This window comes from Streptomyces sp. NRRL S-244 (assembly GCF_000717915.1).
Taxonomy (GTDB): Bacteria; Actinomycetota; Actinomycetes; order Streptomycetales; family Streptomycetaceae; genus Streptomyces.
On record NZ_JOCX01000013.1, the window covers coordinates 63,534 to 89,310 of the forward strand.

23 protein-coding genes and 1 pseudogene are annotated in these 25,777 nt (G+C 72.1%); 6 read left to right on the plus strand and 18 right to left on the minus strand.

All coding sequences use genetic code 11. The features are described 5' to 3' along the window. Positions 1-7: 7 nt before the first annotated feature. The 13 genes and pseudogenes from IF02_RS0118065 to IF02_RS0118120 all read right to left on the minus strand — a co-directional run bounded on the left by IF02_RS0118065 (position 8) and on the right by IF02_RS0118120 (position 12,192). Complete coding sequence (locus IF02_RS0118065; RefSeq protein ID WP_030158148.1) at positions 8-790, minus strand: alpha/beta fold hydrolase; 783 nt, start codon at positions 788-790, stop codon at positions 8-10. Positions 791-883: 93 nt separating this feature from the next. Then, positions 884-1,903: an acyltransferase family protein gene (locus IF02_RS0118070; RefSeq protein WP_037836538.1), complete on the minus strand. Its 1,020-nt coding sequence runs from the start codon at positions 1,901-1,903 to the stop codon at positions 884-886. 15 nt (positions 1,904-1,918) lie between these two features. Further along, entirely contained in the window at positions 1,919-2,434 is a 516-nt protein-coding gene (locus tag IF02_RS35185; protein WP_051696322.1) for an acyltransferase family protein, read from the minus strand. 121 nt (positions 2,435-2,555) lie between these two features. Beyond that, a pseudogene (locus IF02_RS36225) lies at positions 2,556-2,882 on the minus strand (acyltransferase family protein); the annotation flags it as partial. 35 nt (positions 2,883-2,917) lie between these two features. Further along, the gene (locus IF02_RS0118080; RefSeq protein ID WP_030158150.1) at positions 2,918-4,096 is read right to left on the minus strand and encodes an MFS transporter; all 1,179 of its coding nucleotides are present in this window, start codon (positions 4,094-4,096) and stop codon (positions 2,918-2,920) included. A gap of 139 nt (positions 4,097-4,235) precedes the next feature. Beyond that, positions 4,236-5,483 (minus strand): MFS transporter, encoded by a 1,248-nt coding sequence (locus IF02_RS0118085; protein WP_051696324.1) that lies wholly within the window; start codon positions 5,481-5,483, stop codon positions 4,236-4,238. Further along, entirely contained in the window at positions 5,480-6,523 is a 1,044-nt protein-coding gene (locus IF02_RS0118090) for a zinc-dependent alcohol dehydrogenase (RefSeq protein WP_030158154.1), read from the minus strand. The genes IF02_RS0118085 and IF02_RS0118090 overlap by 4 nt, the downstream gene beginning before the upstream one ends. Before the next feature lie 9 nt (positions 6,524-6,532). Then, entirely contained in the window at positions 6,533-7,351 is an 819-nt protein-coding gene (locus IF02_RS0118095; protein ID WP_030158156.1) for a sugar phosphate isomerase/epimerase family protein, read from the minus strand. Then, positions 7,348-8,445, minus strand: a complete 1,098-nt coding sequence (locus tag IF02_RS0118100) for an alcohol dehydrogenase catalytic domain-containing protein (RefSeq protein WP_030158158.1) — start codon at positions 8,443-8,445, stop codon at positions 7,348-7,350. Before IF02_RS0118100 ends, IF02_RS0118095 begins: the two co-directional genes overlap by 4 nt. Then, positions 8,442-9,458, minus strand: a complete 1,017-nt coding sequence (locus tag IF02_RS0118105) for an ROK family protein (RefSeq protein ID WP_234318251.1) — start codon at positions 9,456-9,458, stop codon at positions 8,442-8,444. The genes IF02_RS0118100 and IF02_RS0118105 overlap by 4 nt, the downstream gene beginning before the upstream one ends. Then, the gene (locus IF02_RS0118110) at positions 9,455-10,192 is read right to left on the minus strand and encodes an HAD-IA family hydrolase (protein WP_078622159.1); all 738 of its coding nucleotides are present in this window, start codon (positions 10,190-10,192) and stop codon (positions 9,455-9,457) included. Before IF02_RS0118110 ends, IF02_RS0118105 begins: the two co-directional genes overlap by 4 nt. Positions 10,193-10,201: 9 nt before the next feature. Then, positions 10,202-10,954, minus strand: a complete 753-nt coding sequence (locus IF02_RS0118115) for an SDR family NAD(P)-dependent oxidoreductase (protein ID WP_030158163.1) — start codon at positions 10,952-10,954, stop codon at positions 10,202-10,204. Beyond that, positions 10,951-12,192, minus strand: coding sequence for a sedoheptulose 7-phosphate cyclase (locus tag IF02_RS0118120; protein ID WP_051696325.1), 1,242 nt, complete (start codon positions 12,190-12,192; stop codon positions 10,951-10,953). Before IF02_RS0118120 ends, IF02_RS0118115 begins: the two co-directional genes overlap by 4 nt. A 224-nt stretch (positions 12,193-12,416) precedes the next feature. On the opposite strand from IF02_RS0118120, the gene IF02_RS0118125 reads away from it, so the two are divergent. Beyond that, a complete protein-coding gene (locus tag IF02_RS0118125; protein WP_051696326.1) occupies positions 12,417-12,878 on the plus strand; it encodes a hypothetical protein in 462 nt (153 codons plus the stop codon). A 3-nt stretch (positions 12,879-12,881) separates the two neighbouring features. Here IF02_RS0118125 and IF02_RS0118130 read toward each other — a convergent pair whose 3' ends face one another. From IF02_RS0118130 to IF02_RS0118140, 3 genes are all read right to left on the minus strand, one after another. Further along, positions 12,882-14,078 (minus strand): MAB_1171c family putative transporter, encoded by a 1,197-nt coding sequence (locus tag IF02_RS0118130; RefSeq protein WP_106977302.1) that lies wholly within the window; start codon positions 14,076-14,078, stop codon positions 12,882-12,884. Beyond that, positions 14,075-14,665, minus strand: a complete 591-nt coding sequence (locus IF02_RS0118135; protein WP_234318252.1) for a hypothetical protein — start codon at positions 14,663-14,665, stop codon at positions 14,075-14,077. The genes IF02_RS0118130 and IF02_RS0118135 overlap by 4 nt, the downstream gene beginning before the upstream one ends. Positions 14,666-14,853: 188 nt before the next feature. Beyond that, the gene (locus IF02_RS0118140) at positions 14,854-15,312 is read right to left on the minus strand and encodes an Lrp/AsnC family transcriptional regulator (RefSeq protein WP_030158173.1); all 459 of its coding nucleotides are present in this window, start codon (positions 15,310-15,312) and stop codon (positions 14,854-14,856) included. A gap of 138 nt (positions 15,313-15,450) precedes the next feature. Between IF02_RS0118140 and IF02_RS0118145 the strand changes: the two genes are divergently transcribed. From IF02_RS0118145 to IF02_RS0118160, 4 genes are all read left to right on the plus strand, one after another. Continuing rightward, positions 15,451-16,437: a DMT family transporter gene (locus IF02_RS0118145; protein WP_106977304.1), complete on the plus strand. Its 987-nt coding sequence runs from the start codon at positions 15,451-15,453 to the stop codon at positions 16,435-16,437. After that, complete coding sequence (locus IF02_RS0118150) at positions 16,430-17,623, plus strand: aromatic amino acid transaminase (RefSeq protein WP_030158177.1); 1,194 nt, start codon at positions 16,430-16,432, stop codon at positions 17,621-17,623. The genes IF02_RS0118145 and IF02_RS0118150 overlap by 8 nt, the downstream gene beginning before the upstream one ends. A gap of 204 nt (positions 17,624-17,827) precedes the next feature. Continuing rightward, positions 17,828-19,897: a discoidin domain-containing protein gene (locus IF02_RS0118155; RefSeq protein WP_030158179.1), complete on the plus strand. Its 2,070-nt coding sequence runs from the start codon at positions 17,828-17,830 to the stop codon at positions 19,895-19,897. Positions 19,898-20,005: 108 nt separating this feature from the next. Next, entirely contained in the window at positions 20,006-20,635 is a 630-nt protein-coding gene (locus tag IF02_RS0118160) for a TetR/AcrR family transcriptional regulator (protein ID WP_030158181.1), read from the plus strand. 30 nt (positions 20,636-20,665) lie between these two features. On the opposite strand, the gene IF02_RS0118165 is transcribed toward IF02_RS0118160, so the two are convergent. Next, the gene (locus tag IF02_RS0118165) at positions 20,666-21,625 is read right to left on the minus strand and encodes a LysR family transcriptional regulator (protein WP_030158183.1); all 960 of its coding nucleotides are present in this window, start codon (positions 21,623-21,625) and stop codon (positions 20,666-20,668) included. Positions 21,626-21,787: 162 nt separating this feature from the next. Between IF02_RS0118165 and IF02_RS0118170 the strand changes: the two genes are divergently transcribed. Further along, positions 21,788-25,288 carry a M28 family peptidase gene (locus IF02_RS0118170; RefSeq protein ID WP_030158186.1) on the plus strand — a complete coding sequence of 1,167 codons (3,501 nt, stop codon included), beginning with the start codon at positions 21,788-21,790 and terminating at the stop codon, positions 25,286-25,288. Between the two features lie 111 nt (positions 25,289-25,399). Here IF02_RS0118170 and IF02_RS0118175 read toward each other — a convergent pair whose 3' ends face one another. Continuing rightward, the gene (locus IF02_RS0118175; RefSeq protein WP_030158188.1) at positions 25,400-25,678 is read right to left on the minus strand and encodes a hypothetical protein; all 279 of its coding nucleotides are present in this window, start codon (positions 25,676-25,678) and stop codon (positions 25,400-25,402) included. Positions 25,679-25,777 lie beyond the last annotated feature (99 nt).

Below are 25,777 nucleotides of genomic sequence, written 5' to 3' on the forward strand. Positions count from 1 at the left end.
GGCCCGGTCAGTCCCGGTCGAGGAATCCGGTGAGCAGCTCGACGAGTTCGGCCGTCTTCTCGAAGATGACCATGTGGCCGCTCTCCAGCTCCGCGTACTCGCTGCCCGCGACGGCCGCGTGCAGTTCCCGCGAGTGCTCCACGGGGATGAGTACGTCCCGGGTGGAGCCGATCACCAGGGTGGGGGCGGTGATGGCGGGGAGCCGGTCGGTGATGTCGACGTGGTGGTCGAGCTCGATCTGCTGCAGCGTCCACTCCTCGGCCTTGATCCCGGCGACGGTGGCCTTGACGCCCTCGCTGCCGAAGCCGGCGAGGAAGGGCGGCGAGAAGATCAGCAGCGCGCTGTACGCGGCGAAGGCCTCCTCGTCGACGGCCGGGAGCCGCCGCCACAGGTCGGTGGCCAGCTGCTGGCGCGGGTCGTCGTTGCGGGCCCAGCCGTTGATGACCACGAGGCGGCGCACGAGTTCGGGGTGCTTGGCCGCGGCGGCGGCCGCGACGACCGCACCGAGGGAGAAGCCGACGATGTCGAAGGGCTCGTCGGTGACCGCGCGGGCCGCGCCGATCGCCTGCTCCACCAGCTCGTCCAGGCTCAGCTCGTCCGCGTGCAGCGGGGTCCGGCCGCTGCCCGAGCAGTCGGGGGTGATGACGGTGTGGCGGTCGGTGAAGTGCTCGCGGATGTGCCCGAACTGGGCCTCGCCGTGACCGCCCGTACCGTGCACGAACAGCAGGCCCGGGCCGCTGCCCTCGGCGGTGTACCGGACGGGGGTGCCATTGACGTCGATCGTGGGCATGGACGCTCCTCAGGATGCGAAGTGGTGATGTGGAAATCGTTGGGGGAAAGGGGAAAGGAGGAAAAGGGACAGGGAAGCGGGATGAAGCGCCCTTCAGCGCAGGGCGGGAGCGGGCTCCCGCTCTTCCCGGGCGGGTTCGGCCGCGGCCGAACGGCGCGGAGCCGGGCGGGCCCACCGCCGCATGACGGGGCGTTCCACGCACACCAGGAGCAGCCAGCCGACCAGCAGGGTGGCGAGGAAGAAGCCGAGGAGGACCAGGACGCCGGGCAGGGGTGCGAAGAGCTTCTCGTCCATCAGGGCCGTGCGGCCGAAATACATCACCACGTACTGGGCGAGGTAGAAGCCGAAGGAGACCTCGCCGAGCCACTGCATGGTGCGGCCGCGCAGTACGGTCGGCGCGCCTTCGACGTCGGCCCGGGCCACCGCGCAGATCAGCAGCGCGACGGGGACGATGGTCGCGACGTTGAGCCCGTACAGGAACGGCACCGCCAGCGCCACGGCGTAGCCGACCACGCACAGCGCGGCGGCCGGGAGGATCCGGATCCGGGGGAACGCCCCGGCCAGTACGAGCCGGGCCAGGATCATGCCGAGCACGAACTCGAACATCCGCACCGGCGGGAAGAGCAGGTAGAAGAGCAGCTCGGAGCAGAGCGACCAGCTCGGCGGATTCACGCTGATGAAGGTGGCGTGCTGCGGGAACCAGGAGTGGATCAGGAAGAGGTTCGGCAGCCACGCGGACAGCGGGGTCATCGCGCCGGCGAACAGCACCATGGCGAGCGCCCACATCACGATGTGGTTGGGGAAGATCTTCAGCAGGCGCCGGCGCCAGAACCCCGTGATCGTGTCGTTCGGCTTGGCCGACCAGGTCAGCACGAATCCGCTGAGCACGAAGAAGAACGAGACCCCCATCCAGCCGGCCTTGCTGAACAGCCAGCGGAATCCTTCCTCCCAGCCCTGGTCGGCGAACGGGTTCATGGGCGGGTCGCTGAAGGTCGCGTGGAAGAAGAAGACCAGGGCGGCGGCGATGAAGCGCAGCCCCGTCAGCGAGGGGAGCTTGGATCTGGAAGGCCCGGGAGCCGCGCTCGGGGCGGCGGTCGGGGAAGGCGAGGTCATGGGAGCGAGGACCTTTCAGGAGACGTGGGTCAGCGGGCGCTGCGGCGGGGCCTCGGCGGGAGCCTCCTGCTCCCGGTCCCGGCGGCGGGGGCGGGCCCAGCGGCGCATCGCCGGACGTTCCACGCAGACCAGGAGCAGCCAGCCGAGGGCGAGCGCACCGGCGAACTCGGCGGCCACGACGGCGATGCCGGTCGGGGTCGCGTACGTCCGGTGCTCCATCAGCGTCGTGCGGGCGAAGGACAGGACGATCTGCTGGGCGAGGTAGAAGCCGAAGGAGACCTCGCCGAGCCACCGCATCGTGCGGCCGCGCAGCACCGTCGGTGTGCCTTCGACGTCGGCCCGGGCCACCGCGCAGATCAGCAGCGCTACGGGGACGATGGTCGCGACGTTGAGCCCGTACAGGAACGGCACCGCCAGCGCCACGGCGTAGCCGACCACGCACAGCACGGCGGCCGGGAGGATCCGGATCCGGGGGAACGCCCCGGCCAGTACGAGCCGGGCCAGGATCATGCCGAGCACGAACTCGAACATCCGCACCGGCGGGACAGGAAGGGGTGTTGAGCCCCATGTGGACGGCCGGGTCGGGGAACCACGACTGGATCAGGAAGAGGTTCGGCAGCCAGACCTTCAGCGGGACGGCCGTTCCGGCGAACAGCACGATGGTCAGCGCCCACGTGGCGATGTGGTTGGGGAAGATCTTCAGCAGGCGCCGCCGCCAGAACCCCGTGATCGTGTCGTTCGGCTTGGCCGACCAGGTCAGCACGAACCCGCTGAGCACGAAGAAGAACGAGACCCCCATCCAGCCGGCCTTGCTGAACAGCCAGCGGAAGCCGTCGGCGACGCCCTCGTCGGCGAACGGGTTCATCGAGATGAAGATCAGGGAGGCGTGGAAGAAGAAGACCAGGGCGGCGGCGATGAACCGCAGTCCCGTCAGCGAAGGGAGCTTGGGTCTGGCGGGCGGGGCGAGGCTGCTGGACATGGGGCTGGCTGGCTCTCTCGTTCGGTGGACGCGGTTCAGGAGGCCGACGCGGCGGTGGCGGTCTCGGCGCCGACGGCCTTCGGGCGGCGGCGGGCGGCACGCACGGTCTGGGTGAGCAGCAGGGCGCCGAGGGCGGTGAACGCGGCGGCGCCGATCGTCACGGCGCGGGTGCCGAAGCCCTGGTCGATGACCTGTCCGCCGGCCCAGGAGCCGAGCGCGGCGCCGAGGCCGAACGCGGACATGTTGACGGTGAGGGACAGCGTCGGCGCGTCCGCCGCGGCGGAGAGGACCTTGGCCTGGAGTCCGGGGATCAGGGCGAAGGTGGCCATCGAGAACAGGATCAGGAACACGGCCGTGCCGATCGCCGAGGGGGCGGCGAACCAGTACAGGAGGCACACGGCGGCGAGCGTCCAGGACTGGCGGAAGACGGCCGCGTCGGCGGACCGGTTCGCGGACCTGCCGCCGATGGTGTTGCCCGCGATGGACCCCAGACCGTAGGCGACGAGCACGACGGGAACCCAGGCCGAGGGGAAGTGCCCGACGTCGGTGAGCAGCGGCACCATGTACGTGATCAGCGTGAACATGCCGCCGGAGCACAGGACGGTGGCCAGGACGGTGCCGACCACCTGCCAGTCCTTGAACACCCTCAGCTCGTGCGCGGCCGATGAGCCGGCCGTGCGCCCGTCGTCCGGGATCACCAGCAGGATCAGGGCCGCGGCGACCAGGGCGAGTACGGCGACGCTGCCGAAGGTGGCGCGCCAGTTCAGCTGTTGGGCGACCAGGGTGCCGAGGGGCACGCCGAGCACCGTCGCCAGGTTGACGCCGAGCTGGGTGGCCGCGACGGCGGAGCCCTCGCGTCCTTCGGCGGCCATGCCGCCCGCGGTGACGACGCAGACGGCGAGGAAGGTGCCGTGGATGACGGCGGTCAGCATGCGGCCGACGACCAGGAGGTCGAAGGTGGGCGCCAGGCTGGAGACGACGTTGCCGGCGACGGAGACCAGGAGCAGCGCCACGAGCAGGTACTTGCGGCGGATGCGGGTGGAGACGGCGGTGACGATCGGCCCTCCGACGACCACGGTCAGCGCGTAGACCGTGACGAGGAGGCCGGCGGTGGGGATGGTCACCGACAGGTCTGCGGCCAGGTCGCCCAGCATTCCGCTGGGCGCGAGTTCGGCGGTGCCGACGCAGAAGATGGCCAGGATCAATACAGCCATACGGGACCGCATGAATTGCCTCTCGTGAGCAGCGGGCAGCGGTGGGAGGAGGTCGGAGGAATCGGCGTACACAAAGCCGTTTTCAAAGCCTCGGGATGACTCTAGTAGTCAGCTGTCTCATATACAAGCAGCTTGAGCACTAAGAGAGCGCTGGGACCGGCCGACGCACGAAAACGACGGCCAGGACCACCGCCGCGAGCACGAGCGACACCGTCGGCAGCCAGGCGGCCGACCGGCCGAGAAGCGCGGCGCCCAGTGCGGATCCGCCGGCGATCCCGATCTGGAAACCGGTGACGTAGACCGAGGAGGCCCGGTCGGCGTCCCGTGCCGCCAGGCGCATGACCGCCGTCTGGAACACCGGCCCGGCGGCGGCGAACGCCCCGCCCCACACGGCGACGGCGACGCCGACGACGGCGTACTGCACCGCACGCGGAGCCGGTACGAACGCGAGGGCCAGGAGGCCCACTCCGGCCGCGAACGCCGCCATGGTCACGGTCGCCGCGCGCTGCGGGGCGCGGTCGTTGTGCCGGCCGATGAGGTAGGTCCCTGCGGCCCCCGCGACACCGAAGGCCGCCAGCAGCACGACGACCGCGCCCGGAGCACCGGTGACCTCGGTGACGATGAGGGCGAAGTACGTGTAGCTGAGGAAGTGCGCGGTGACGAGCACCACCGCGACGCCGCACAGGGTCAGGACCGCGGGCCAGTCCACCCGGCCCTCTTCCGCGGACGCGGACGCGGGAGCGGACGGGGCCGCGTCCGGGGCGTCCTGCGTTCGCGTGGGGCCGGTCCGCCGCGGCCGCAGGGCCCAGGTGAGCGCGTACGTCACCGCCACCGTGGCGGCCGCCAGCACCAGAGCGGTGGCCCGCCAGCCGATCATCCCGCCGACGAGCGCCGTACCGGGACTGCCCACGATCGCCGCGAGCGACGCACCGCCGAACACCGCGGCGGTGGCGGTTCCCACGTGCTCACGCGGTACCAGGGCCGCGGCCGCCGGGGCGATCAGCGACCACAGCACCCCGTGGGTCAGCGCCGCGGCGACCCGGCTGACGGCCATCATGGCGAACCCGGTCGAAGCGGCGGCGAGCACCTCCGCGACGACCAGGACCCCGAGCGAGACCATCAGGGCCGTGCCGCGCGAGACGCGCGCGGCGAGCGCCACGGTCGGCACCGTGACCACGGCGGCGACCACGGCGTATCCGCTGATGAGCAGCCCGACCTGAGCGGCCGTGACCTCGAGGTCGGCAGCGATGTCCGTGATGAGCCCGACCGGGAAGACCTCGAAGGTGACGTACACGAACGCGGCCCCGGCGAGCACGGCCAGTCGTGCCGCGGTGGGTGCGTCGATCCGCCCGGCCGCCGCGGGCGCGGGCGCGGCCGTACGGCTCATCGGCCCGCCTCGGCGCCGGCACCGGCGTCCGGACCGAGCCGCACCAGGACCTTGGGCCGGCCGCGCGTGCCGTCCGCCAAGCGGGCGTAAGCGGCGTCCAGTTCGCCGAGCAGGAAGACCCGGTCGACGAGGGCGTCCAGATCCACCGCGCCCCGCTCCACGAGGGCCACGAGCCGGTCCCAGTAGCCGATGCCGGACAGGACGCCGTGGACCGTGACGTCCCGGATCACCAGGGCCGCCGCGTCGAATCCGTCGACGGCGTGGTGCGGGGTCCCGAGCTGGGCCACCCGTCCGCCGGGCGCGACCAGCCCGACGGCCGCACGGACGGCGGCCGTGCTGCCGGACGCCTCGATCACGGCCTCGTACGCCCCCTCGTCCGCGTCGGCGGGTGCCGCCGAGGCGCGCAGTCCGAGGCGGCCCGCCAACTCCCGGGCGCCCGGCTGCGGGTCGAACACGACGGGGTCGGCGCCCAGAGCCCGCGCGACCTGGGCCGCCGCCAGCCCCAGCGTGCCCGCCCCGAGGACGGCGACGCGGTCGCGGTCGCCCACCTCCAGCCGGTCCAGCGCGTGGACCGCGGCGGCGGTCGGCTCCAGCAGGGCTCCCGCCTCGTCAGAGAGCCCGTCGGGTATCCGGGTCAGGGTGTCCACCGGTACGGCGATCACCTGCGAGCCGGCGCCCGGACGGTCGCCGAGCACACCGATCTCACTGCGGTCCGGACAGTAGCGGATACGGCCTTCCCGGCACTGCGGACACCGGCCGCAGGCGCGGAAGTTGTGCCCCGAGACCCGCTGTCCCGACAGGGCCGGGTCCACGCCGGCGCCGAGGCCGACCACCGTGCCCAGCCACTCGTGCCCCGGGACGAAGGGGTAGCGCTTCAGGCCGTCGCGGAGATAGTTGCTGGTGCCGTCGTAGAAACCGAGGTCGGTTCCGCACAGGCCCAGCAGACGCACCCGGACCAGGACCTCCCCGGGGCCCGGTTCGGGCGGGTCGACCTCCGCGACCGACAGGGTGCGGGGGCCGGTGAGCTGAATGGATTTCATCGTGCGTCCTCATATGGGGCTGGGCCCGGCCGCGTTGCGGCAGAGCGTGACGTCCTCGCGCAGACGGTCCGGCGCCTGCCGGTAGTCGTTCTCCACCAGTACGGAGCGGACGGCGCACTGCCGCAGCAGGGCGGGCAGTGCGTGGAAGGCGGAGCCGGGCGGCGGCGCGGCTCCGCCTGCGGCGGGGGCGGGGGCGGGGTCCTTCACGTGCAGGTCCGGCAGGAGCAGCCCGTACGCCGCCACCTCCCGGGCGAAGGCCAGAGGGTCCTCCCCGGCCTCCTGGAGGTTGCCGGTGTCCAGCACCAGGCGCAGGGCCGGGCTGTCCACCGCGCGGGCGAGGGCGAGCGAGTCGCGGGGGCCGAGGGGCGACTCGTACGCGAGCGTGAGGCCCGCCTCCGCGACGCGCTCGCCCAGGGTGCGTAGGGCGTCGGCCGTACCGGCCCTCAGCCGCTCGGTCCTCGGCAGGCTCCGCCGGAATCCCGGGACGTGGAGCACCTGCGCCCCCAGGCGCAGTGCGCAGTCCAGGGCCCGGTCCAGTACGGCGAGCGCCGCCGGCTCGGCGGTTCCGCGCTCGTCCGCCAGTCCGATGTCGTTGACGTGGTTGACCGCGAGGACGGGGACCGGGATGTCCTCGGCGATCGCCTCGGCCGCGCGCAGCTCGGCGGGGTCGCTGAGCAGGGGGCCGCGGTGGGCCCCTCCGAAGTCGAGGTGCAGCAGGTCGGATCCGGCCGCCATGGCAACGCGCGCCGCCGCCCGCCGGTCGGTGCTGATCCGCCACTGCGGCGCGGCGACCGCGAGCCCGGTGGTCGCGGCCGCCACGGCCGTCACGGCCGTCCGCCGATCCGGATGGCGGCCTTGAGCACCCGCCGCCCGTCGGCGACGCGGCCGCCCGAAGCCAGCAGCGAGTTGACCAGGTCGGCCGCGCCCGCCAGGTCCACCTCGTGGGTCAGTACCTCCGCGCCCAGGGGTGCTTCGCCTCCCCGCGCCATGAGGAGGCCGACCGCCTGCCGCAGGTGCTCCCCCGACACCCCGCGGTGGCCGTGCAGCAGCAGGGGTCCGGCCGGCCGGTCGAAGCGGTGCACCCGCGGCGGCCAGGGCCTGCCCCCGCAGTTGTCCGCGCGCAGGGCCGCGACGTCGATGCCGCCCGCGGACAGCGGGACGGGGCCGGAGGGCAGGCCCGCGTGCACGTCGACCAGCAGCGTGCCCCGCACGTGGCGGTCCAGGGCGGACAGCGCTTCCCGCGTCCCGGTGCGCGGCGTGGCGATCACCGCGGCGACCGGTGAGGGCAGCGCCGCGAGCGCCTGCGGCAGGCCCCGGTCCAGGGGGTGGACGGCTTCGGGTCCGTGACCCACCAGGAGCGTGGGCAGCCCGGGGAGTTCGCGCTGCCAGGCATCGCGGGCCAGCCGTCCGACGATCCCGTCGCCCCACACCACCAGGGCTGCGGGGCGTGTCGTACGCAGGGCCGTGCGCAGGCCGTACAGGACGGAGGCCAGCGGCTCGGCCAGTGCGGCCACCCGCGGCCGGTCCGCGCCGTCCGGCACCGGCAGCACCAGTCCCGCGCGTACGGCGGTGGCGGGGATCCGGGTGCGTTCGGCCCACAGGCCCGGCAGGTTGTGCCCCAGCAGGAACGAGGGGTCGTCGGGGTGGGTCGGGTTCACGGTCACGAGCGAGCCCGCCGGCAGTCCGGAGTCCCCCGGCTCCACCAGGCGGGCCACGCCTTCGTGTCCCAGAACGGGGCTCGCGTCGGGCCGCAGCCCGCGCAGGATCTGCCAGTCGGTGCCGCAGATCCCGGCGACGGCCGGAGCCAGCAGGGCGTCACCCGGTGCGAGGCGCGGGGTCGGCACCTCGGCGACCTCGACGCGGGTGCGGCCCCGGGCGTCCGGGGCCAGGCGCCGCAGCACGCGGTGGGTGGCCGCGCTCACGGGACGATCCCCGGCAGCCACTCCCCGATGCGCTCGGCGCCCCGCAGCGCGTCGACCGTGCCGGGGCCACAGAACACCAGCCGGTCGGCGAGCCACGCCGCGTCCCGGCCGCGGTCGGCGTAGGAGGCCGGGGCGGCGAGCTGCCGGCGCAGCTCCTCGGCGTAGGGGGCGCCGAGCCCCTCGACCACTCCCCCGCCCAGCCCCAGCAGGTCGAGGTGCGGGTCGAGGCACCACAGGGTGCGGAGCATGTTCGCGACCGGTTCCACGCACAGTTCGAGCAGCCGCCGCGCGCCGGGGTCCCCTGCCGCGAGCGCTTCGGGGAGCCATTCCGGGAGTTCGGAACCCGCGCCGAGGCCCAGCCGTTCGGCGAGCCGGGCGATGCCGGGACCGGAGGCGATCGAGGCGAGGTGGCCGGGTGCTCCGCAGTCGCACGGCAGCCCCGAGCGCTCGGGCACGGAACCGGTGACCATGGCCGGGAGATGGCCGATCTCGCCTTGCAGCCCCCGGTCGTCGACCGGAATGTGCCTGCGGTCCCAGTCGGCGACGCGCAGCGCGATGCCGCTGCTGATGGTCAGGTACCCGATGCGCCGGGTGCCGGGCCGGGCGTGCCCGGCGGCGAAGTCCGCGAGGGCGGCGGTGACGTCGTTGACCAGGTTCCACGTGACGTCGGGACGGCGCCGGCGCAGCGCCGCCGCGAGGTCGTACGGTGCGGCCTCCGCTCCCCACAGCGGCGCCGATCCGTACACCGTGCCGGTCAGGTGGTCGATGGCCGCGCCGAAGGAGAGCGCCGCCCGGGCGCCGGGAGGCGCCGCCCGGCAGAGCAGGCCGACCATGTCCTCCCGCAGTTCGGCGACGGACCGGCCCGGCTGGTTGAGCCTGCCGGGCGAGCGCAGCCGCTCCACGGGCGCCTGCGCTCCGCCGACCCGCAGCCGCGTCCAGGTGCCGCCGACGTCCGCCGCGAGCGTGGCCGCGGCGACGTGTGGCGTACGGGCCACTGCCGGGGTGTCGGTCACCGCGCGCCCCCCGTACGGGCGGTGACCGGCTCGGGAACGGTCAGGACGACGGCTGCGGAGCCGGTCCCGGCCCCGGACTCGGTCCCGGACGCGGACCCGGACGCGGACGCGGACCCGGACTCCGGCTCGGCGACCCGGAACCCGCGGAAGTCGGCGTATCGTTCCGCCGCGTCGTCGTACGTGGTCAGGCCGCCGATGACGACGGTGCGTGCGCCGCTCTCCAGCCCCGCCAGGACACCGGCACCGGAGTCCTCGAACACGACCGTGGCGGCCGCTTCGACCCCCAGCGCGGCGGCGGCCCGCAGGTAGCCCTCGGGGTGGGGCTTGCCGTGGGCCACGTCGTCCGCGGTCACCATGACCTCGGGCAGTGGAAGTCCCGCGGCGGCGAGTCGCACCTCGGCGAGCCTGCGGCCGGCCGAGGTCACGACGGCCCAGGCGTCCGGCGGCAGGGCGGCGAGGAGCTCGGCCGCGCCCGGTATCGCGGTGATCCCGGTGGTCTGCGACTCCTCGTGCGCGACGAGCCGCCGGGTCTCCGCGGCCGCGAGCTCCGGATCGGGGAGGAAGCGGCCCACGGTCTCCCGGGTGGGGCGGCCGTGCGCGTAGGCCAGGACGTCCGGCAGGGCCAGTCCGTGCCGGGCGCAGAAGCCGGCCCAGGTGGACTCGACGAGCGCGGTCGAATCGACCAGCGTGCCGTCCATGTCGAACAGCAGCGCTGACGTGTGCAGATGTGGCAAGGGGTGCTCCTACCGGGGGGAGTTGGCCAGGGGGCGCGACTGGGATGCCGGCGCACCGTCGCCGACGGACGACCAGCTGCCGTCGGCGTGTACGACGAGGGCCTCGCCGTGCTCGGCCGCACCCCGGCTCCGGGCGAGTTCGGCGGCCAACGGCGCGAAGGTGGCCGGGGCCATGTAGCCGCTGTAGTCGAAGTCCTGCGACCGGCGGGCGCGGATGCCCGGGGTGTCGACCATGCCGGCGGGCAGCGCCTGCACGAGGCGCACCCCCGAGGGGTCGGTCTCCTGGGCGACCGACTGGATGAGCGAGCTGGCCGCGGCCTTGGTGGCGGCATAGCCCGACCGGTTCGGACCGGCGTTGTAGACCACCTCGGAGGAGATGTGCAGGAACAGTCCGGGCGCGGCCGCGCGCAGGGCGGGCAGGGTCGCCTTCAGCGTCCACGCCAAGCCGTGCACGTTGATGGCGAACTGGTCCGTCCAGTCGGTGTCGTCGGTCTCCAGGAACGGCTCGCGCCGGGCGGTGAAGTAGACGGCCGAGTAGCAGACCAGACCGACCCGCGACGGCAGTCCGGACCGCAGCGCCTCCTTGGCCTGCTCGGCGTCGCGGAAGTCGAGCCGGTGCCACACGAGCCGGTCCGCGCCGGGGCCGGCCGGCCTGCTGCGGCTGAACACGTGCGTCTCGATGCCCTGGGCGGCCCAGGCATCGGCGACGCCCCGGCCGATCCCGGTCGATCCGCCGACCACCACCGCCGTGTCCGCGGTCATGCGCTGACCCGCTCGCGTACGGGCGCCACGGCGGCCCCGGCCTGCGTCCCGGCGTGCTCGCTCAGCAGCCGCGCGGCGTCGCGCAGTTCCGCGGGCGTGACGTCGTTGACGAAGCGGTGCCGTCCGATGCCCATCGGCAGCGGCAGCCGCTGCTGGCCGTCCCGGTGGCGCACGGTGTCCCGCAGGGCGTCCTCCAGCAGCGCCGTGTCGTGCAGCACGTCGTTCCACAGCGGCAGGCCGAGCGCCCGGATCACGGCGTAGACGCGCTCGGCCTGCGCCTGGCTGACATCGCCGCGCAGGGTGGCCAGGGCCGTCGTCAGCGCCATGTCGATCACGACGGCTTCTCCGTGCAGCAGCTCGGGGAGCGCGTGCATCTCCAGGGTGGGGCTGAAGGTGTGGCCGTAGTCCACGCAGCGCTCCAGCGTCGACTCCCACAGGTTGGGCTGGAGTTCCTCCAGCATGAGGTGGATGGACTCGGCGATGATCGCGTTCGAGGCCGTGGCGAGTTCCAGGGACGTCCCCTGGAGCCGGTCGGCGCGTACGGCCGCGCCGTGGCTCTCCAGCAGGTTGAACAGGTCCTCGGACCGGATGAGGGCCATCTTCAGGATCTCGGCGAGGCCGTTGCTGACGTGCCGCAGCGGCAGGGTGCGCAGGAACGACCGGTCCAGGAACGTGACCGTCGCCGGGGCGTACGTGCCCAGGCGGTTCTTGCCGAGCTCGTAGTTGACGCCGGTCTTGACCCCGACTCCGGCGTCCACGAGGCCGATCAGCGTCGTGGGGATGCGGATGTACGGCGTGCCGCGCCGGTAGAGGCTGGCCGCGAAGCCGACGATGTCGGTCAGTACGCCGCCGCCGATGGCGATGACCGGCTCGCGGCGGCGGTCGATCCCGAAGCTGTTCATCGCGTCGACGACCCGGGAAACGGCGTCCCACTGCTTCACGGTCTCGTCGGCCCGCAGGGCCACGACCGTCGCATCGATCCCGTGGGCGGCGAAGTAGGCGCGCACCTGGGCGCCGTAGAGCAGATCGACGTTCTCGTCGATGACGACGAGCCGCCGGTCGCCCCGGTTCATGGGCACGTCCGGGCACCCGGTCAGCAGGGCCGTGTTGTCCGGCGAGAAGAGGCCGTCGGAGCTGACGACGTGGTAACGCACCTGGCGGACGGCCTCGACCGTCCATGCCGGGCCGTTGTCGACGGCCTGGCGAAGCCCCTGAGTGAAAGCAGTACCGCTGCGCATGTCCCCTCCAGTTCGAGCGCCACATGACAAGGCAAGAGAAGTCTGTATCGGCGTCTCGTCCAATATAGTAGCAGCATGACTTCGACGACGTCACATGTGTTAAACTTTTCGCAAGCGCCGATATGACAAGCGAGCGCGCGCGCACATGGGAACCTCGTCGAGCCTGAAGACCTCTGTGCTCACATACCAAACCCACGTCGCAGAGAGCCCCGGAGGTCGGACGCATGGCAACGCTGGCGGAACGCTTGAACTCCTGGTTTGCCGACGCCGCCACGGCGGATGCCGTGGGCCGCCTGCGCGAGCCGTCGACGTCCGAGGTGGCCCAGACGATCTCCGAGGACCCGCGGCACAGCGTGACGATCTCGCGGAGCTATCTGACGGCGCTGCGCAACGGCTCCCAGACCAATCCCACGGTCAGCGTGCTGTCGGCGATCGTCACGTACTTCCAGGGCCGGGACATGAGCCTGCCGGTGTCGGTGAGCGCCCTCATCGACGAGGAGCCGCCGGCGCGCACCGCCGGGCTGCCGGACGAATGGGCGGCCCTGGCCGACCGGCAGGTGCGCTCGATCGCGATGCGGGCGGGCCAGTTCACGCCGGAGCTGCGCGACCAGCTGCTGTCGATCATGGACGTGCTGGACGCGTCGCGGCAGACCCCGGCCCCTCCGTCGGAGCGCGACGGCGCGTAGCGCCTAAGGCCTCGCCGGCGCCGGCTCCGCCACCCGCCGGTTGCGCATCTCGCGCAGTTCGCGCAGCTCGAGGGAGAGCCGGACCAGCGCGCCGAGGTCTTCCTCGTAGTCGGTCCCCCCGGCGCTGCACGGCAGTTTGGGAGCCAGTACGAACACGGACGCCGTCGGCGGGCCGTCGTCCCGGCCGTTCTGTTCGAGGAAGCGGCACAGCGCGCGGTCCACGAGACCCGCGGACGTCCTCGGATCGTCGTCCGCCACGGGCGCCGCCCCCTCCTCCGCCACGAGTTGCAGGTAGGGGCCGAGCCTCGTGAGTCCGTCCCGGCATTCCACGTAACGCCGGTACACGGCCGGGGCATTCGCGAGGAGGAAACCGGGCCGGCGGCTGCGATGGTCGAGAACCAGCTCGGGGTGGATTTCCACCAGCCGGTTCCACAGCTCCTCCAGACCGCAGAATTGGGTCTGGTAGTCGAGCCTCTCCCGCACCATCTGCACCACGCTCACGAAGGCGGGCAGACTCAGCCCCGCGCACACCACGATCGTGGCGATCTGGCCGAATCCGAAGGCATCGGCATACGTGACCCTCCGCCCCGGCTCGCGCAGCGTCGGCAGATTCACCCAGAGGAACCGGAATACGCAGGAAAGTGCCAGCGCGGCCAGGCCGACGGAAATGACACTGAGCGAAAGCCGGTGCAGGGAACGCCCCTTGCGCGCATGGCGCGCGGCGAGCACCGCGCAGGCCGCGTACCCGAAGAGCAGGTAGAAATTGCCGAAATTGTAGAAGGTCCGCACCCGCCAGTCGACGAGGTACCTGGACGTCAGCACGTGATTGCGCAGGGGGGACGGGAGGGCCACCGTCATGGCGGTCATCGCGGTCAGGCAGATCGCGCAGGCGACGACCTCCCACGGCCACGGCGGACGCCAGCCGGTGAGCGGGCATTCGCGCAGGAACGCGACCATGAGGCAGAGGCCGGTCAGAACGGCCACGTTGAAGGTGATTTTGGTGAAACCGGGGAGAGTGACGCCGTCGAGCCACATGAGGATTCGAGGCTGGCTCAAGACGTTCCCGAGCCCCATGAGGAACAGTGCCAGGAAGAGGTGCAGGCGCATGGGGTCACGGAAGCGCTGCTGGACGAGTGCGGGGATCATCCAGGCCGCACCGCCCAGAAGCGTGACGATGGCGACCAGGTTGAGTGCGCTCACGTCAGCCCGTCGGTAAGGACCAGGCTGTTGTAGACCGAGGGCTGCCACGGCTCGTCGAGGCCGTAGCGCCGCGCGCGCCGGCTCATGGAAATGGCCTGGTTCATGATGGTCGAGGCGATGATCTCGGCGTCGCGCTCGTCCCGGTCCGAATAGCACGTCCGCAACCGCATGTCCGCCGGCCGCTCGCCCTCGATGTCGTAGGCGATGATGTGCCCCACCTCGTGCAGGATGATGTGCGCCTGGTGCGCTTTGGTGGTCTTCGCCTGATAGGCGATCACATCCTCGTCCTGGCGCGAGATCAGGACACCGAAGGGACCGTCGGCAGGCAGATCCCATTCGAGCAGGCTGATCGGCGTACCGCGGTCCTCGCCGAGCAGCTCACACAATGTGGTGACGCTGAGCGGCAGCTGTGGCGCCAGCCGGCGTATCAAGCGGCGGCTGTGAGCGCGCAATTGGGCGTCGCGCAACCGATTTTCCCGTGCACTCGTTTCCCGTGCGCCGGTTTCCCGTGCGCTCGTTTCCCTTGCGCCGGTTTCCCGTGTGCTCGGCGACCGCTTCAAGACACGCCCGCCCTGATTGCGGAACATATGGCCCCTCCCCGTGTACCGCACCGGCCCGAACCCCGATCGACGACAAGCAGTCGATCCCGGCAAGCCGGCCATCGGGTCAAATCTACGCCACGGCCCTGCATACCACGCGGCCACGAGATCAAGATCACCATCTTGTAACACTGGCGGGAAACTCCCCCGTCAGCGGCCCGTTCCGCGCTCGCTTTTCACGTGGGGGCGGGATAGACCCTGGACTGCTTCACGCTGCCGAAGGCGAAGCTCGACTCGATCGACGCGATGCCGGGGATGGCGTGGATCCGGTTGCGGACGAGGGATTCGTACGCCTCCAGGCTCTCGATCACCACCCGGAGCAGGTAGTCGCTGCTTCCGGCCATCAGGTAGCAGTCCTGGATGTGCTCGATGAGCGCGACGTGCCCCTCGAAGACCGCGACCGCCTCCTTCGTGTGGCGGTCCAGGCGGATCCGGACGAAGACCGTGATCGGCAGGCCGAAGGCGACCTGGTCGACCATCGCCGTGTAACCGCGGATCAGCCCGGCCTCCTCCAGGCGCCGCACCCGGCGCAGACAGGGCGACGGGGACAGCCGTACCCGGTCGGCGAGGTCCTGGTTGGACAGCCGTCCGTCGGCCTGCAATTCGCGGATGATCTGCAGATCGACTGCGTCCATGGCCCCTCCTCGGCTCCTCCTTGGCAGATTCTGCCTCAAACGTATGTCCGAGAGGCAGAACTGGCAATCGGCTGCCCCGGCGAAAGACCTAGCGTTGCCCCATGGCCGGATCCGGCCCCTGAGGCTGGAGGAGCCCCCTTGGTCACCACGAACGCCGGACCCGCGACGGCGCCCCCACCGGGCACCCGCACCGCCGGCTTCCCACGCCTGTCCCCGCAGGCGAAGGGCACCCTGGCACTGGTCGTGACCGTGCTGATCTGGGCCGCCTTCGCGCTCAGCGCCCGGGCGCTGAGCTCCTCCTCCCTGCTGCCCGCCGACGCGGCCCTGCTGCGCTTCGGCGTCCCGCTGCTCGTCCTGGCGCCCGCGCTGTGGCGGCGGCGCCGGCGGATCGCCGCCGTCCGCCCCGCCGCCGCGCTCAAGATCGCCTGCGGGGCCGGGGTGCCGTTCTTCCTGGCCGCGATGTACGGCGGCTCGCTGACCTCGGCGGCGTTCGTCGGCTCGATCGTCCCCGGGATGGTCCCGCTCTTCGTCTCCGCGCTGATGGTCGCCGGCGGCCGGGGCGCGCCCCGGGGCACGCAGGCGGCCGGCCTCGGGCTGATCGCGGTCGGCGTGGTCGCCCTGGTCTGGCGCTACGTCGTCCCGCTGAACACGCAGGTGCTGGCCGGCGCCGGCATCCTGCTCGTCGCGAGCGGGCTGTGGGCCCTGTACACGGTCGGGCTGAAGGAAGTGGACCTCGATCCCGTCGGATCGATCGGCCTGCTGTGCCTGCCCTCGTTCGCGGTGATGGCGCTCCTGGTCCTGACCGGGGTGCTGCCCACCGGCATCGCCTCGGCCGCGGGGAGCGACATCGCCCTGTTCCTGGTGGTGCAGGGGCTGGGGGTCGGCCTGTGCGCGGGCCTGCTGTACGCCTTCGCCATCCGCAGCCTCGGCGCGGAGCGCAGCTCCACCGTGGGCAGCCTCAGCCCGGTCGCCGTGGTCCTGCTCGCCATCCCCCTGCTCGGCGAGTCGCCGACCGCGGCCGTGCTCGTCGGCGTCCCCCTCATCACCGCGGGCGTCGCCCTCGCCAACCGGCGCCCGCGCACCACCGCCCGTACCCAGCAGCCCGAGGTTCCCGACCATGCTTGAGCTCCTCCTCCCGCCGCCCGTCGACCCGCTGTGGGACCTCACCGAGGCGTACGGCGCCGACGCCCGGCCCGAGCGCCTGAACCTCGTGCTCGGCGTCTACCGCGACCAGACGGGCGGCACGCCGGTCATGGCGGCCGTGCGCGAGGCCGAGATACGCCTGGCGGAGCGCTCCGCCTCCAAGGAGTACCGGGGGCTCTCCGGCAACACCGCCTTCAACCGGGCGATGCTGTCGCTGGTCCTGGGCTCCGGCGGCGCGGCCGAGCGGGCCGTGGCCGTCCAGACCGTCGCGGGCAGCGGCGCGCTGCGGCTGCTGGCCGATCTGATCTGCCGGACCCGGCCGGGCACGACGGTGTGGATCAGCGACCCGGCGTACGTCAACCACCGGCCCATCCTGGAGGCCGCCGGGCTGACCGTGCGGACGTACGGCTGGCTCGACTCCGAGGGCCGCTTCGACACGGCGGGAATGCTGCGCGACCTCGGCGGGGCGCGGCGCGACGACGTCGTCCTGCTCCAGGGCTGCTGCCACAACCCGACCGGGGTCGACCCGTCCGCGCAGGCCTGGGAGGCCGTGGCCGAGCTCGCCGCGGAACGCGGCTGGGTGCCGTTCGTGGACCTCGCGTACCACGGGCTCGGCGACGGCCTGGAGGCCGACCTGGCGGCCACGCGGCTGCTCGCGGAACGGGTGCCGGAGATGCTCGTCGCCATCAGCTGTTCGAAGAACTTCGGGCTGTACAGCGACCGGACCGGCTGCGCCGTCGTGCTCGGCGCCTCGCGGCAGTCGCTGCGGCACGTGGAGACGGCGCTGCAGAACGCGGCGCGCACCCTCTACTCGATGCCGCCGGAGCACGGCGCCGCGGTGGTGACGGCGATCCTCGAGGACGACGGGCTGCGCGCCCTGTGGCGCGCCGAGCTGGACGGGATGCGGGCCCGGATCGAGGACAACCGGCGCGGGCTGACCGCGGAGCTGACCGCGCTGGGGTGGGGAGCGCAGGCCGATGTGCTGGCGCGGCAGAAGGGGATGTTCTCGATGCTGCCGCTCACCGCGCGTCAGATGCTGCGGCTGCGCAGCCGGTTCGCCATCTACGGGACCACGGCCGGGCGGATCAACATCGCGGGGATCCCGGGCCACCGGATCCCCTGCCTCGCGCAGGGCGTCGCGGCGGTCCTCGACGAGGGCGCCGAGTAGCCCCGGCGCCCGCCCGCGGCGCTCCCCTGGATCAACCCGGCCCAACACCTGACATTCCATCAGGTCAACCGTCCCGGACTCTTGACTCTGTTACCGCCGGTAGCCATTCTCGTCGCAATGCCTGCGCGGGACATGACAATCCACCGGCTCCCTCAGACGGTCTGCGTCCTCGACCGCGCCATCCACCGACCGATGACGTGAGTGATGACCATGACCCGAGCCCCGCACCGAAGGCGCAGGCCCCTCGCGCTGCTCGCCCTCCTCCTCGCCATGGTGGCCATGGCCCTCGGCCCCGCGCCCGGCGCGGCGGCCGAGGGCGATGCCGGCTGGTGGAACCCCACCGCGCGACCCGCGCCCGACTCCCAGATCAACGTCACGGGCGAGCCGTTCAAGGGCACCGACGCCCAGGGCCAGGTCCGGGGCTTCGTCGACGCCCACGACCACATCATGTCCAACGAGGGCTTCGGCGGCCGGCTCATCTGCGGCAAGGCGTTCTCCGACCTGGGAGTGGCCGACGCCCTCAAGGACTGCCCCGAGCACTATCCCGACGGCTCCCTCGCGATCTTCGACTTCATCACCAAGGGCGGGGACGGCAAGCACGACCCCAACGGCTGGCCGACGTTCAAGGACTGGCCCGCCCACGATTCCCTGACCCACCAGCAGAACTACTACGCCTGGATCGAGCGCGCCTGGCGCGGCGGCCAGCGCGTCCTCGTCAACGACCTCGTCACCAACGGGGTGATCTGCTCGGTCTACTTCTTCAAGGACCGCAGCTGCGACGAGATGACCGCCATCCGCCTGGAGGCGCAGAAGACGTACGACATGCAGGCCTTCATCGACAAGATGTACGGCGGCCCGGGCAAGGGATGGTTCCGGATCGTCACCGACTCCGCGCAGGCCCGCGACGTCGTCCAGCAGGGCAAGCTGGCCGTGGTCCTGGGCGTGGAGACCTCCGAGCCGTTCGGCTGCAAGCAGATCCTCGACGTCTCGCAGTGCAGCAAGGCGGACATCGACCGCGGCCTCGACGAGCTGTACCGGCTCGGCGTCCGCAGCATGTTCCTCTGCCACAAGTTCGACAACGCCCTGTGCGGGGTCCGCTTCGACGAGGGCGCCCTGGGAACGGCGATCAACGTCGGGCAGTTCCTGTCCACCGGCACCTTCTGGAAGACCGAGCAGTGCACCGGCCCCCAGCACGACAACCCGATCGGCCTGGCACCGGCGCCCTCGGCGCAGAAGGAGCTGCCTGCGGGGGTGTCGGTCCCCTCGTACGCGGCCGGCGCGCAGTGCAACACCCGCGGTCTCACCGACCTCGGTGAGTACGCCGTGCGCGGCATGATGAAACGCAAGATGATGCTCGAAGTCGACCACATGAGCGTCAAGGCCGCGGGCCGGGCCTTCGACATCCTCGAATCCGAGTCCTACCCGGGCGTGATCTCCTCGCACAGCTGGATGGACCTGGGCTGGACCGAACGCCTCTACAAGCTGGGCGGGTTCGCCGCCCAGTACATGAACGGCGCCGAGGGGTTCAGCGCCGAGGCCGCGCGCACGGACGCGCTGCGCGAGAAGTACCACGTGGGCTACGGGTACGGCACCGACATGAACGGGGTCGGCGGCTGGCCGGGCCCGCGCGGCGCCGACACCCCGAACCCGGTGAAGTACCCGTTCCGCAGCACCGACGGCGGCTCCGTCATCGACAAGCAGACCACCGGGCAGCGCACCTGGGACCTCAACACCGACGGCGCCGCGCACTACGGCCTCGTCCCCGACTGGATCGAGGACATCCGGCTCGTCGGCGGCCAGGGTGTCGTGGACGACCTCTTCAAGGGCGCCGAGTCCTACCTGCGCACCTGGGGGGCGTCCGAGCAGCACAAGGCCGGCGTCAACCTGGCCGCGGGCGCGCCCGCCTCGGCCAGCTCCGCCGAGTGGAACCCGTTCGTCAGCTACGCGCCCGGCCGGGCCGTGGACGGGGACACGGGCACCCGCTGGGCGAGCGACTGGAACGACGACCAGTGGCTGCGGATCGACCTCGGCTCCCCCGGCGTCGTCAAGCGCGTCACCCTCGACTGGGAGCGCGCGTACGGGAAGTCGTACCGGATCGAGGTCTCCACGGACGACGTGAACTGGCAGACGGTCTGGTCCACGACCACCGGCGACGGCGGCCTGGACACGGCACGGTTCGCCGGGGTCCCGGCCCGGTACGTACGCGTCCACGGAGCGGGGCGCGGCACGCAGTGGGGCTACTCGCTGCACGAAGTCGGCGTCTACAGCAGCTGACGGCCCACAGCGGCGCCCGCAGGCCGGGGCCGGGGGGATCGGCATGTCCGACCCCTCCGGCCCCGGCCGCGGCCGTACCTCCGCCCGTACGAAGGGAAGCGATTCCGCATGGCACGGATGCCGTTGGCGCAGCGGCGCAGGCAGCTGACCGAGGCCGCGATCCGCGCGATGGCCCGCGACGGCGTCCCCCGGACGACGACCCGGTCGATCGCCGCCGAGGCGGGCGTGTCGCTGAGCGTCTTCCACTACTGCTTCGACTCCAAGCAGGCGCTGCTCGAATCCGTCATCGAGACGATCACCGAGCACTATCTGGCGGTGGTCAAGGAGGCGATCCTGCCGCGCACCACCCTCCGCGAGACCGTCCGGGCCGGCTTCCAGGCCTACTGGGACCACGTCCGCGCCCACCCCGCCGAGCACATGCTCACCTACGAGCTCACCCAGTACGCCCTGCGCGAGCCGGGGTTCGAGCACCTGGCGCGGCGCCAGCACGAGCTGTACTGCGCGACGTACGCGGACCTGATCGAGCAGGTCAGCCTCGGCGTGGGGAGCGGACTGCGCGTCCCCGTCCCCGTGCTGGCCCGCTACCTGGCGGCGATGACGGACGGGCTGACCTTGAACTTCCTCGTGCTCGGCGACGCGGCCGCGGCGGCGGAGATCCTCGACATGGTGTCCGACCACGTGGCCGGCCTCGTCCACGACGAGCGGCTGCTGCCGTCCTCCGGGCCGCTGCGCCCCTGAGGGTCTCCCTCCGCTGAGGGCCGGGCTCGCTCACCCGAGGACCGGGTGCGCCTCCGGGTGGGCGTTCCACCACGCGCGGTGGAACGGGTTGTTGTCCACGTTGGCCAGGTACGCGCCGGCCGCCGCGCGGTAGAGGGAGTCCGCCTGGCCGGCGGAGACCGCCGAGCGGTTCCAGGCGAGCCGGATACGGCCCGTGATCGGGGTGCCGAGCAGCGGGCGCATCACCGTGCCCTCCACCGCGGGGGCCGTGGGCTGGGTGAGGGAGATCGCGCGGCCCGCCGCCACCAGGTCGTGCCGCATCTTGCGGTCGGTGATCCGGTGGCGCAGGGAGGGGGCGAAGCCGGCCTTCGCGCAGGCCCCGACCAGCGCCTCGGGACCGCCGTCGTCGTCCTCCACCAGGGTCATCCACTGCTCGCCGGCCAGTTCGGCGAGGTCCAGGACCTCCCGCCCCGCCAGCGGGTGCCGGGTGGACATCCGGATGCAGAAGGGCTCCTTCGGCACCAGGGTCCGGGCCAGGGTGCCCTGGGGCAGCGCGACCTCGTGGTCGTTGACCTCGCCGTACACGATGACGTCGTACCGGCCCGCTCCGAGCATCCGTACCAGCGCGGTCACCGAGTGCTCCACGTCCACGGTGATCTCCCGCCCGGACAGGGTCAGGTCGGTCCGCGCGAGCAGTCCGTCGATCAGGACGAGCAGGATGCAGCCGAGCCGCAGCGGGGCGTCGGTCGCCATCGCGCGGGTCTCGGCGCCGAGGGTCTCCATCTCGGTGAGCACCCGGCGCGCCTTGGCCAGGACGAACTGGCCCAGCGGGGTGGGCTCCACGCCGCTGCGGCCGCGGACGAAGAGCTCGCCGCCCGTGACCCGCTCGATCCTGCGCAGCTGCGCGGAGAGCGCGGGCTGGGAGACCCCCAGCCGCCGGGCCGCGCCACCGAGACTGCCGGACTCCGCTATCTGGCACACGGCTTGCAGATGCCTCAACTCCAGCTGCATTCCGGCAGCTTACGCAGCGTGACCCCACGGCACCATAACGCGGACCTTATGCGCGCAGGTATGTCCCAATCTCGCCATGTCCACGCCCATACTCGGCGCGAACGGCCACCCGTACGCCCCCCCACACACGATCGGAGTGGACTCTTGCAGCCCACCAGATGGATGGCCTCCGTGGCGGCCATGGCGCTGACCGCGGGCCTCACCGGCGCGCTGGCCACCGCCGCGTCCGCCTCACCACAGGCCCAGCCCCCCGCGCCCTCCCCGCAGGCCAAGTCCGCCGAGCGCGCGGTGGCCGCCGCCGACGCGGCGGTCCGCAGCGGCCTCGACACCCTGGTCAACTCACCCCAACAGCAGTACGACCGGCGCCTGGTCACCCCCTGGGTGCAGGACCTGTACTCCGTCTCCTACGAGCGCAGCTACCGCGGCCTGCCGGTCGTCGGCGGCGACGCGGTCGTCCTCGCCGACGGCCAGGGCCGGGTACGCGCGGTCCAGTCGGCCTCCGCCACCGCGATCGACGTGGCGACCACCCCCTCCGTCACCGCGAAGGCGGCGGAGGCCCTCTCGCGTGCGGAGCTGGCCAAGGTCGACGAGGTGCAGGGCAGCCGGCTCGTCGTCAAGATCAAGGACGACAAGCAGGTCCTCGCCTGGGAGACCGTCCTCACCGGCAGCACCAAGACCGCGCCCAGCAAGCTGCACGTGTTCGTGGACGCCCGCACCGGCAAGGTCGTCGACCGCCACGACGAGGTCGTCGCCGGCAGCGCCACCAGCAAGTGGAACGGCCCGAACCCGCTCACCATCGACACCACCGCCTCCGGCGGCTCGTACGCGCTGCGCGACCCGAACCGGCCCGGTCTGAGCTGCGCCGACTACAGCACCGGCAGCGTGTTCACGAAGTCCTCGGACTCCTGGGGCACGGGCAACGCGACGTCCAAGGAAACCGGCTGTGCGGACCTGATGTTCGCCGCCCAGAAGCAGTGGGACATGCTGAGCCAGTGGCTGGGCCGCAACGGCGTCAGCGGCAACGGCCGCAGCTTCCCCGGCAAGGTGGGTCTGGGCGACCTCAACGCCTACTGGGACGGCAGCTCGGTCACCATCGGGCACAACAGCGCCAACGAGTGGATCGCCGGGATCGACGTGGTGGGCCACGAGTACGGGCACGCCATCGACTCCAACACCCCCGGCGGCACCAGCGGCCAGGAGTCCGGGCTCGGCGAGGGCACCGGCGACATCTTCGGCGCGCTGACCGAGGCGTACGCGAACGAGCCGGCCCCGTACGACACCCCGGACTACACGGTCGGCGAGATGATCAACCTCCAGGGCCGGGGGCCGATCCGGAACATGTACAACCCGCCGGCCGTCAACAACGACCCGGCCTGCTACAGCTCCGCGATACCCGGCACCGAGGTGCACGCGGCCGCGGGGCCCCTGAACCACTGGTTCTACCTGCTGGCCGAGGGCAGCAGCCCGGGCGGCGGCAAGCCGAACAGCCCCACCTGCAACCAGTCCACGGTCACCGGCGTGGGCGTGCAGACCGCCGGCAAGATCTTCTACGGCGGGATGCTGCTCAAGACCAGCAGCATGTCCTACAAGAAGTACCGCACGGCGACCCTCAGCTCCGCCAAGTCGCTCGACCCGGCCACCTGCAACCTGTTCACCAGGACCAAGGCCGCCTGGGACGCGATCAGCGTGCCCGCCCAGTCCGGCGACCCGACCTGCACCCCGAGCGGGCAGAACGACGACTTCTCGATGGCGCTGAACCCGCCCTCGGGCACCGTCCAGCAGGGCGCCTCGGTCACCACCACCGTGACCACCAGCACCACCACCGGCCAGGCGCAGCAGGTGACGCTCACGGCCACCGGCCTGCCGTCCGGGGTGAGCGCCTCCTTCAACCCGGCCACCGTGCAGTCCGGCCAGTCCTCGACGCTGACCCTGTCCGCCACGGCCAACGCGGCGCCCGGCTCCTCCACCGTCACGGTCAAGGGCCAGGGCCCGAGCCTCGCGCACACCGTCGACTACGCGCTCAGTGTCGGCGGGACCACGCCGCCCCAGCCCGAGCCGCCGAACATCAGCGTGGCCAACGTCCAGGCCCACCTGACCCAGCTGAACACGATCGCCTCGCAGAACGGCGGCAACCGCCGGGCGGGCAGCGCCGGTTACACCCAGTCCGTGGCGTACATCAAGGGCAGGCTCCAGGCGGCCGGCTTCACGGTCACCGAGCAGAACTGCACCTCGTGCACCTACCCGTCCAACAACCTGATCGCGGACTGGCCCGGCGGTCCGGCCGACCAGACCGTCATGTTCGGCGCCCACCTCGACAGCGTCTCCGCGGGTCCGGGCATCAACGACAACGGCTCGGGCTCCGCGACCCTGCTGGAGAACGCGCTCGTCCTCGCGCAGAAGAACCCCACCCTGACCAAGCACGTGCGCTTCGCCTGGTGGACCGACGAGGAGCAGGGCCTGAACGGCTCGGAGTTCTACGTGGGCCGGCTCAGCAGCGCCGAGAAGGCCGCCATCAAGGGCTACTACAACTTCGACATGGTCGGCTCGCCCAACGGCGGCTACTTCATCAACAACCTCAACTCGGCCACGGCCGCGCCGCTGAAGGCGTACTGGGCCTCGCTGAACCTCGCCCCGGAGGAGAACACCGAGGGCCAGGGCCGCAGTGACGACTACTCCTTCCAGCAGGGCGGCATCCCCACCTCCGGCTACGCGGCCGGTGCCAGCGCCCGCAAGACCTCGGCGCAGGCGACCAAGTGGGGCGGCACCGCGAACGCGGCGTACGACTCCTGCTACCACAGCTCCTGCGACACGACGAACAACATCAACGCGACGGTGCTGGACCGCAGCGCCGACGGCGTCGCCTACGCGATCTGGAAGCAGGCCGTCGGTGGTGACACCCCGGCGCAGGACTTCTCGATCGGCACCTCCCCGGCCGCCGGCTCCGCCACCCCGGGCACCAGCGTCACCTCCACGGTGAACACCACCACCGTGAGCGGCAGCCCGCAGACGCTCGCCCTGTCGGTCTCCGGCGCCCCGTCCGGGGTGACCGCCACGCTCAGCCCCGCCTCCGTACAGTCCGGCGGCTCCTCGACGCTCACCGTGCAGGTCGGCGCGGCCACCACGGCGGGCACCTACACCCTGACCGTCACCGGCACCGGCACGGTCGCCCACAGCACCACCTACACCCTGACCGTCGGCGGCGGGGGCACGTGCACCCCGAAGCAGGTCGTGGTCAACGGCGGCTTCGAGAGCGGAAGCGGCCCGTGGACCGCCACCGCCGGCGTCGTCACCAACCAGTCCGGCCAGGTCTCGCACAGCGGCGCGTACATGGCGTGGCTGAACGGCTACGGCGCCTCGCACACCGACAGCGCGTCGCAGTCGCTGGCCCTCCCGGCCGGCTGCGCCACGGCCCGGCTCGCCTTCTACCTCCACATCGACACCGACGAGGACGAGAACGTGGTCTACGACCGGTTCACCGTCTCGGTGGGCGGCCAGACCCTGGAGACCCTGTCCAACCTGGACGCGGCCCCGGGCTACGTGCTCAAGAGCTACGACGTGTCCCGGTTCGCCGGCCAGACCGTCACCCTGACGTTCCAGGGCGTGGAGGACCAGTCCCTCCAGACCTCCTTCGTCGTGGACGACGTCACCCTCCAGGCGAGCTGACGCCCGCCTGCTGATCCGCTCACGAGCGGCACGCACGCGCCCCGGCCCCCGCGGCCGGGGCGCGTGTGCGTGTGCGTGTAGAGGTGTACGTGTGGGTGCAGCCCGGCCGCGTCAGTAGGGACGCGGGGACATGACCTGGGGAACGGCGTCCGGGGGCTCCAGGACGCAGCGCGGGACGCCCGGACCGGGTGTCGTGCGTACGGACACCGATGTCGGCGGATCGGTCGGGAGTTCCACCTGCACCGTGACGGGCCGGTCGTGGTGCGTCGTGCCGTGCCCGGTCTCCTTGCCGTCGACCAGGATCTCCACCTCGACGCGGTGGCCGGTCTCGACGGTGGCGCTGACGGAGTGCCCCGCATGATCGATGTGGAAGTGATGGCGTCGTCTCATGAGATCGCCTCCGTCGGGGCACTGCGAACCTTCCCCCCGTCCAGGGTAGCCGCGGGCGGCGCCGCCAGCAGGTCGGCCGGGGGGGCGGCCGAGTGGCGG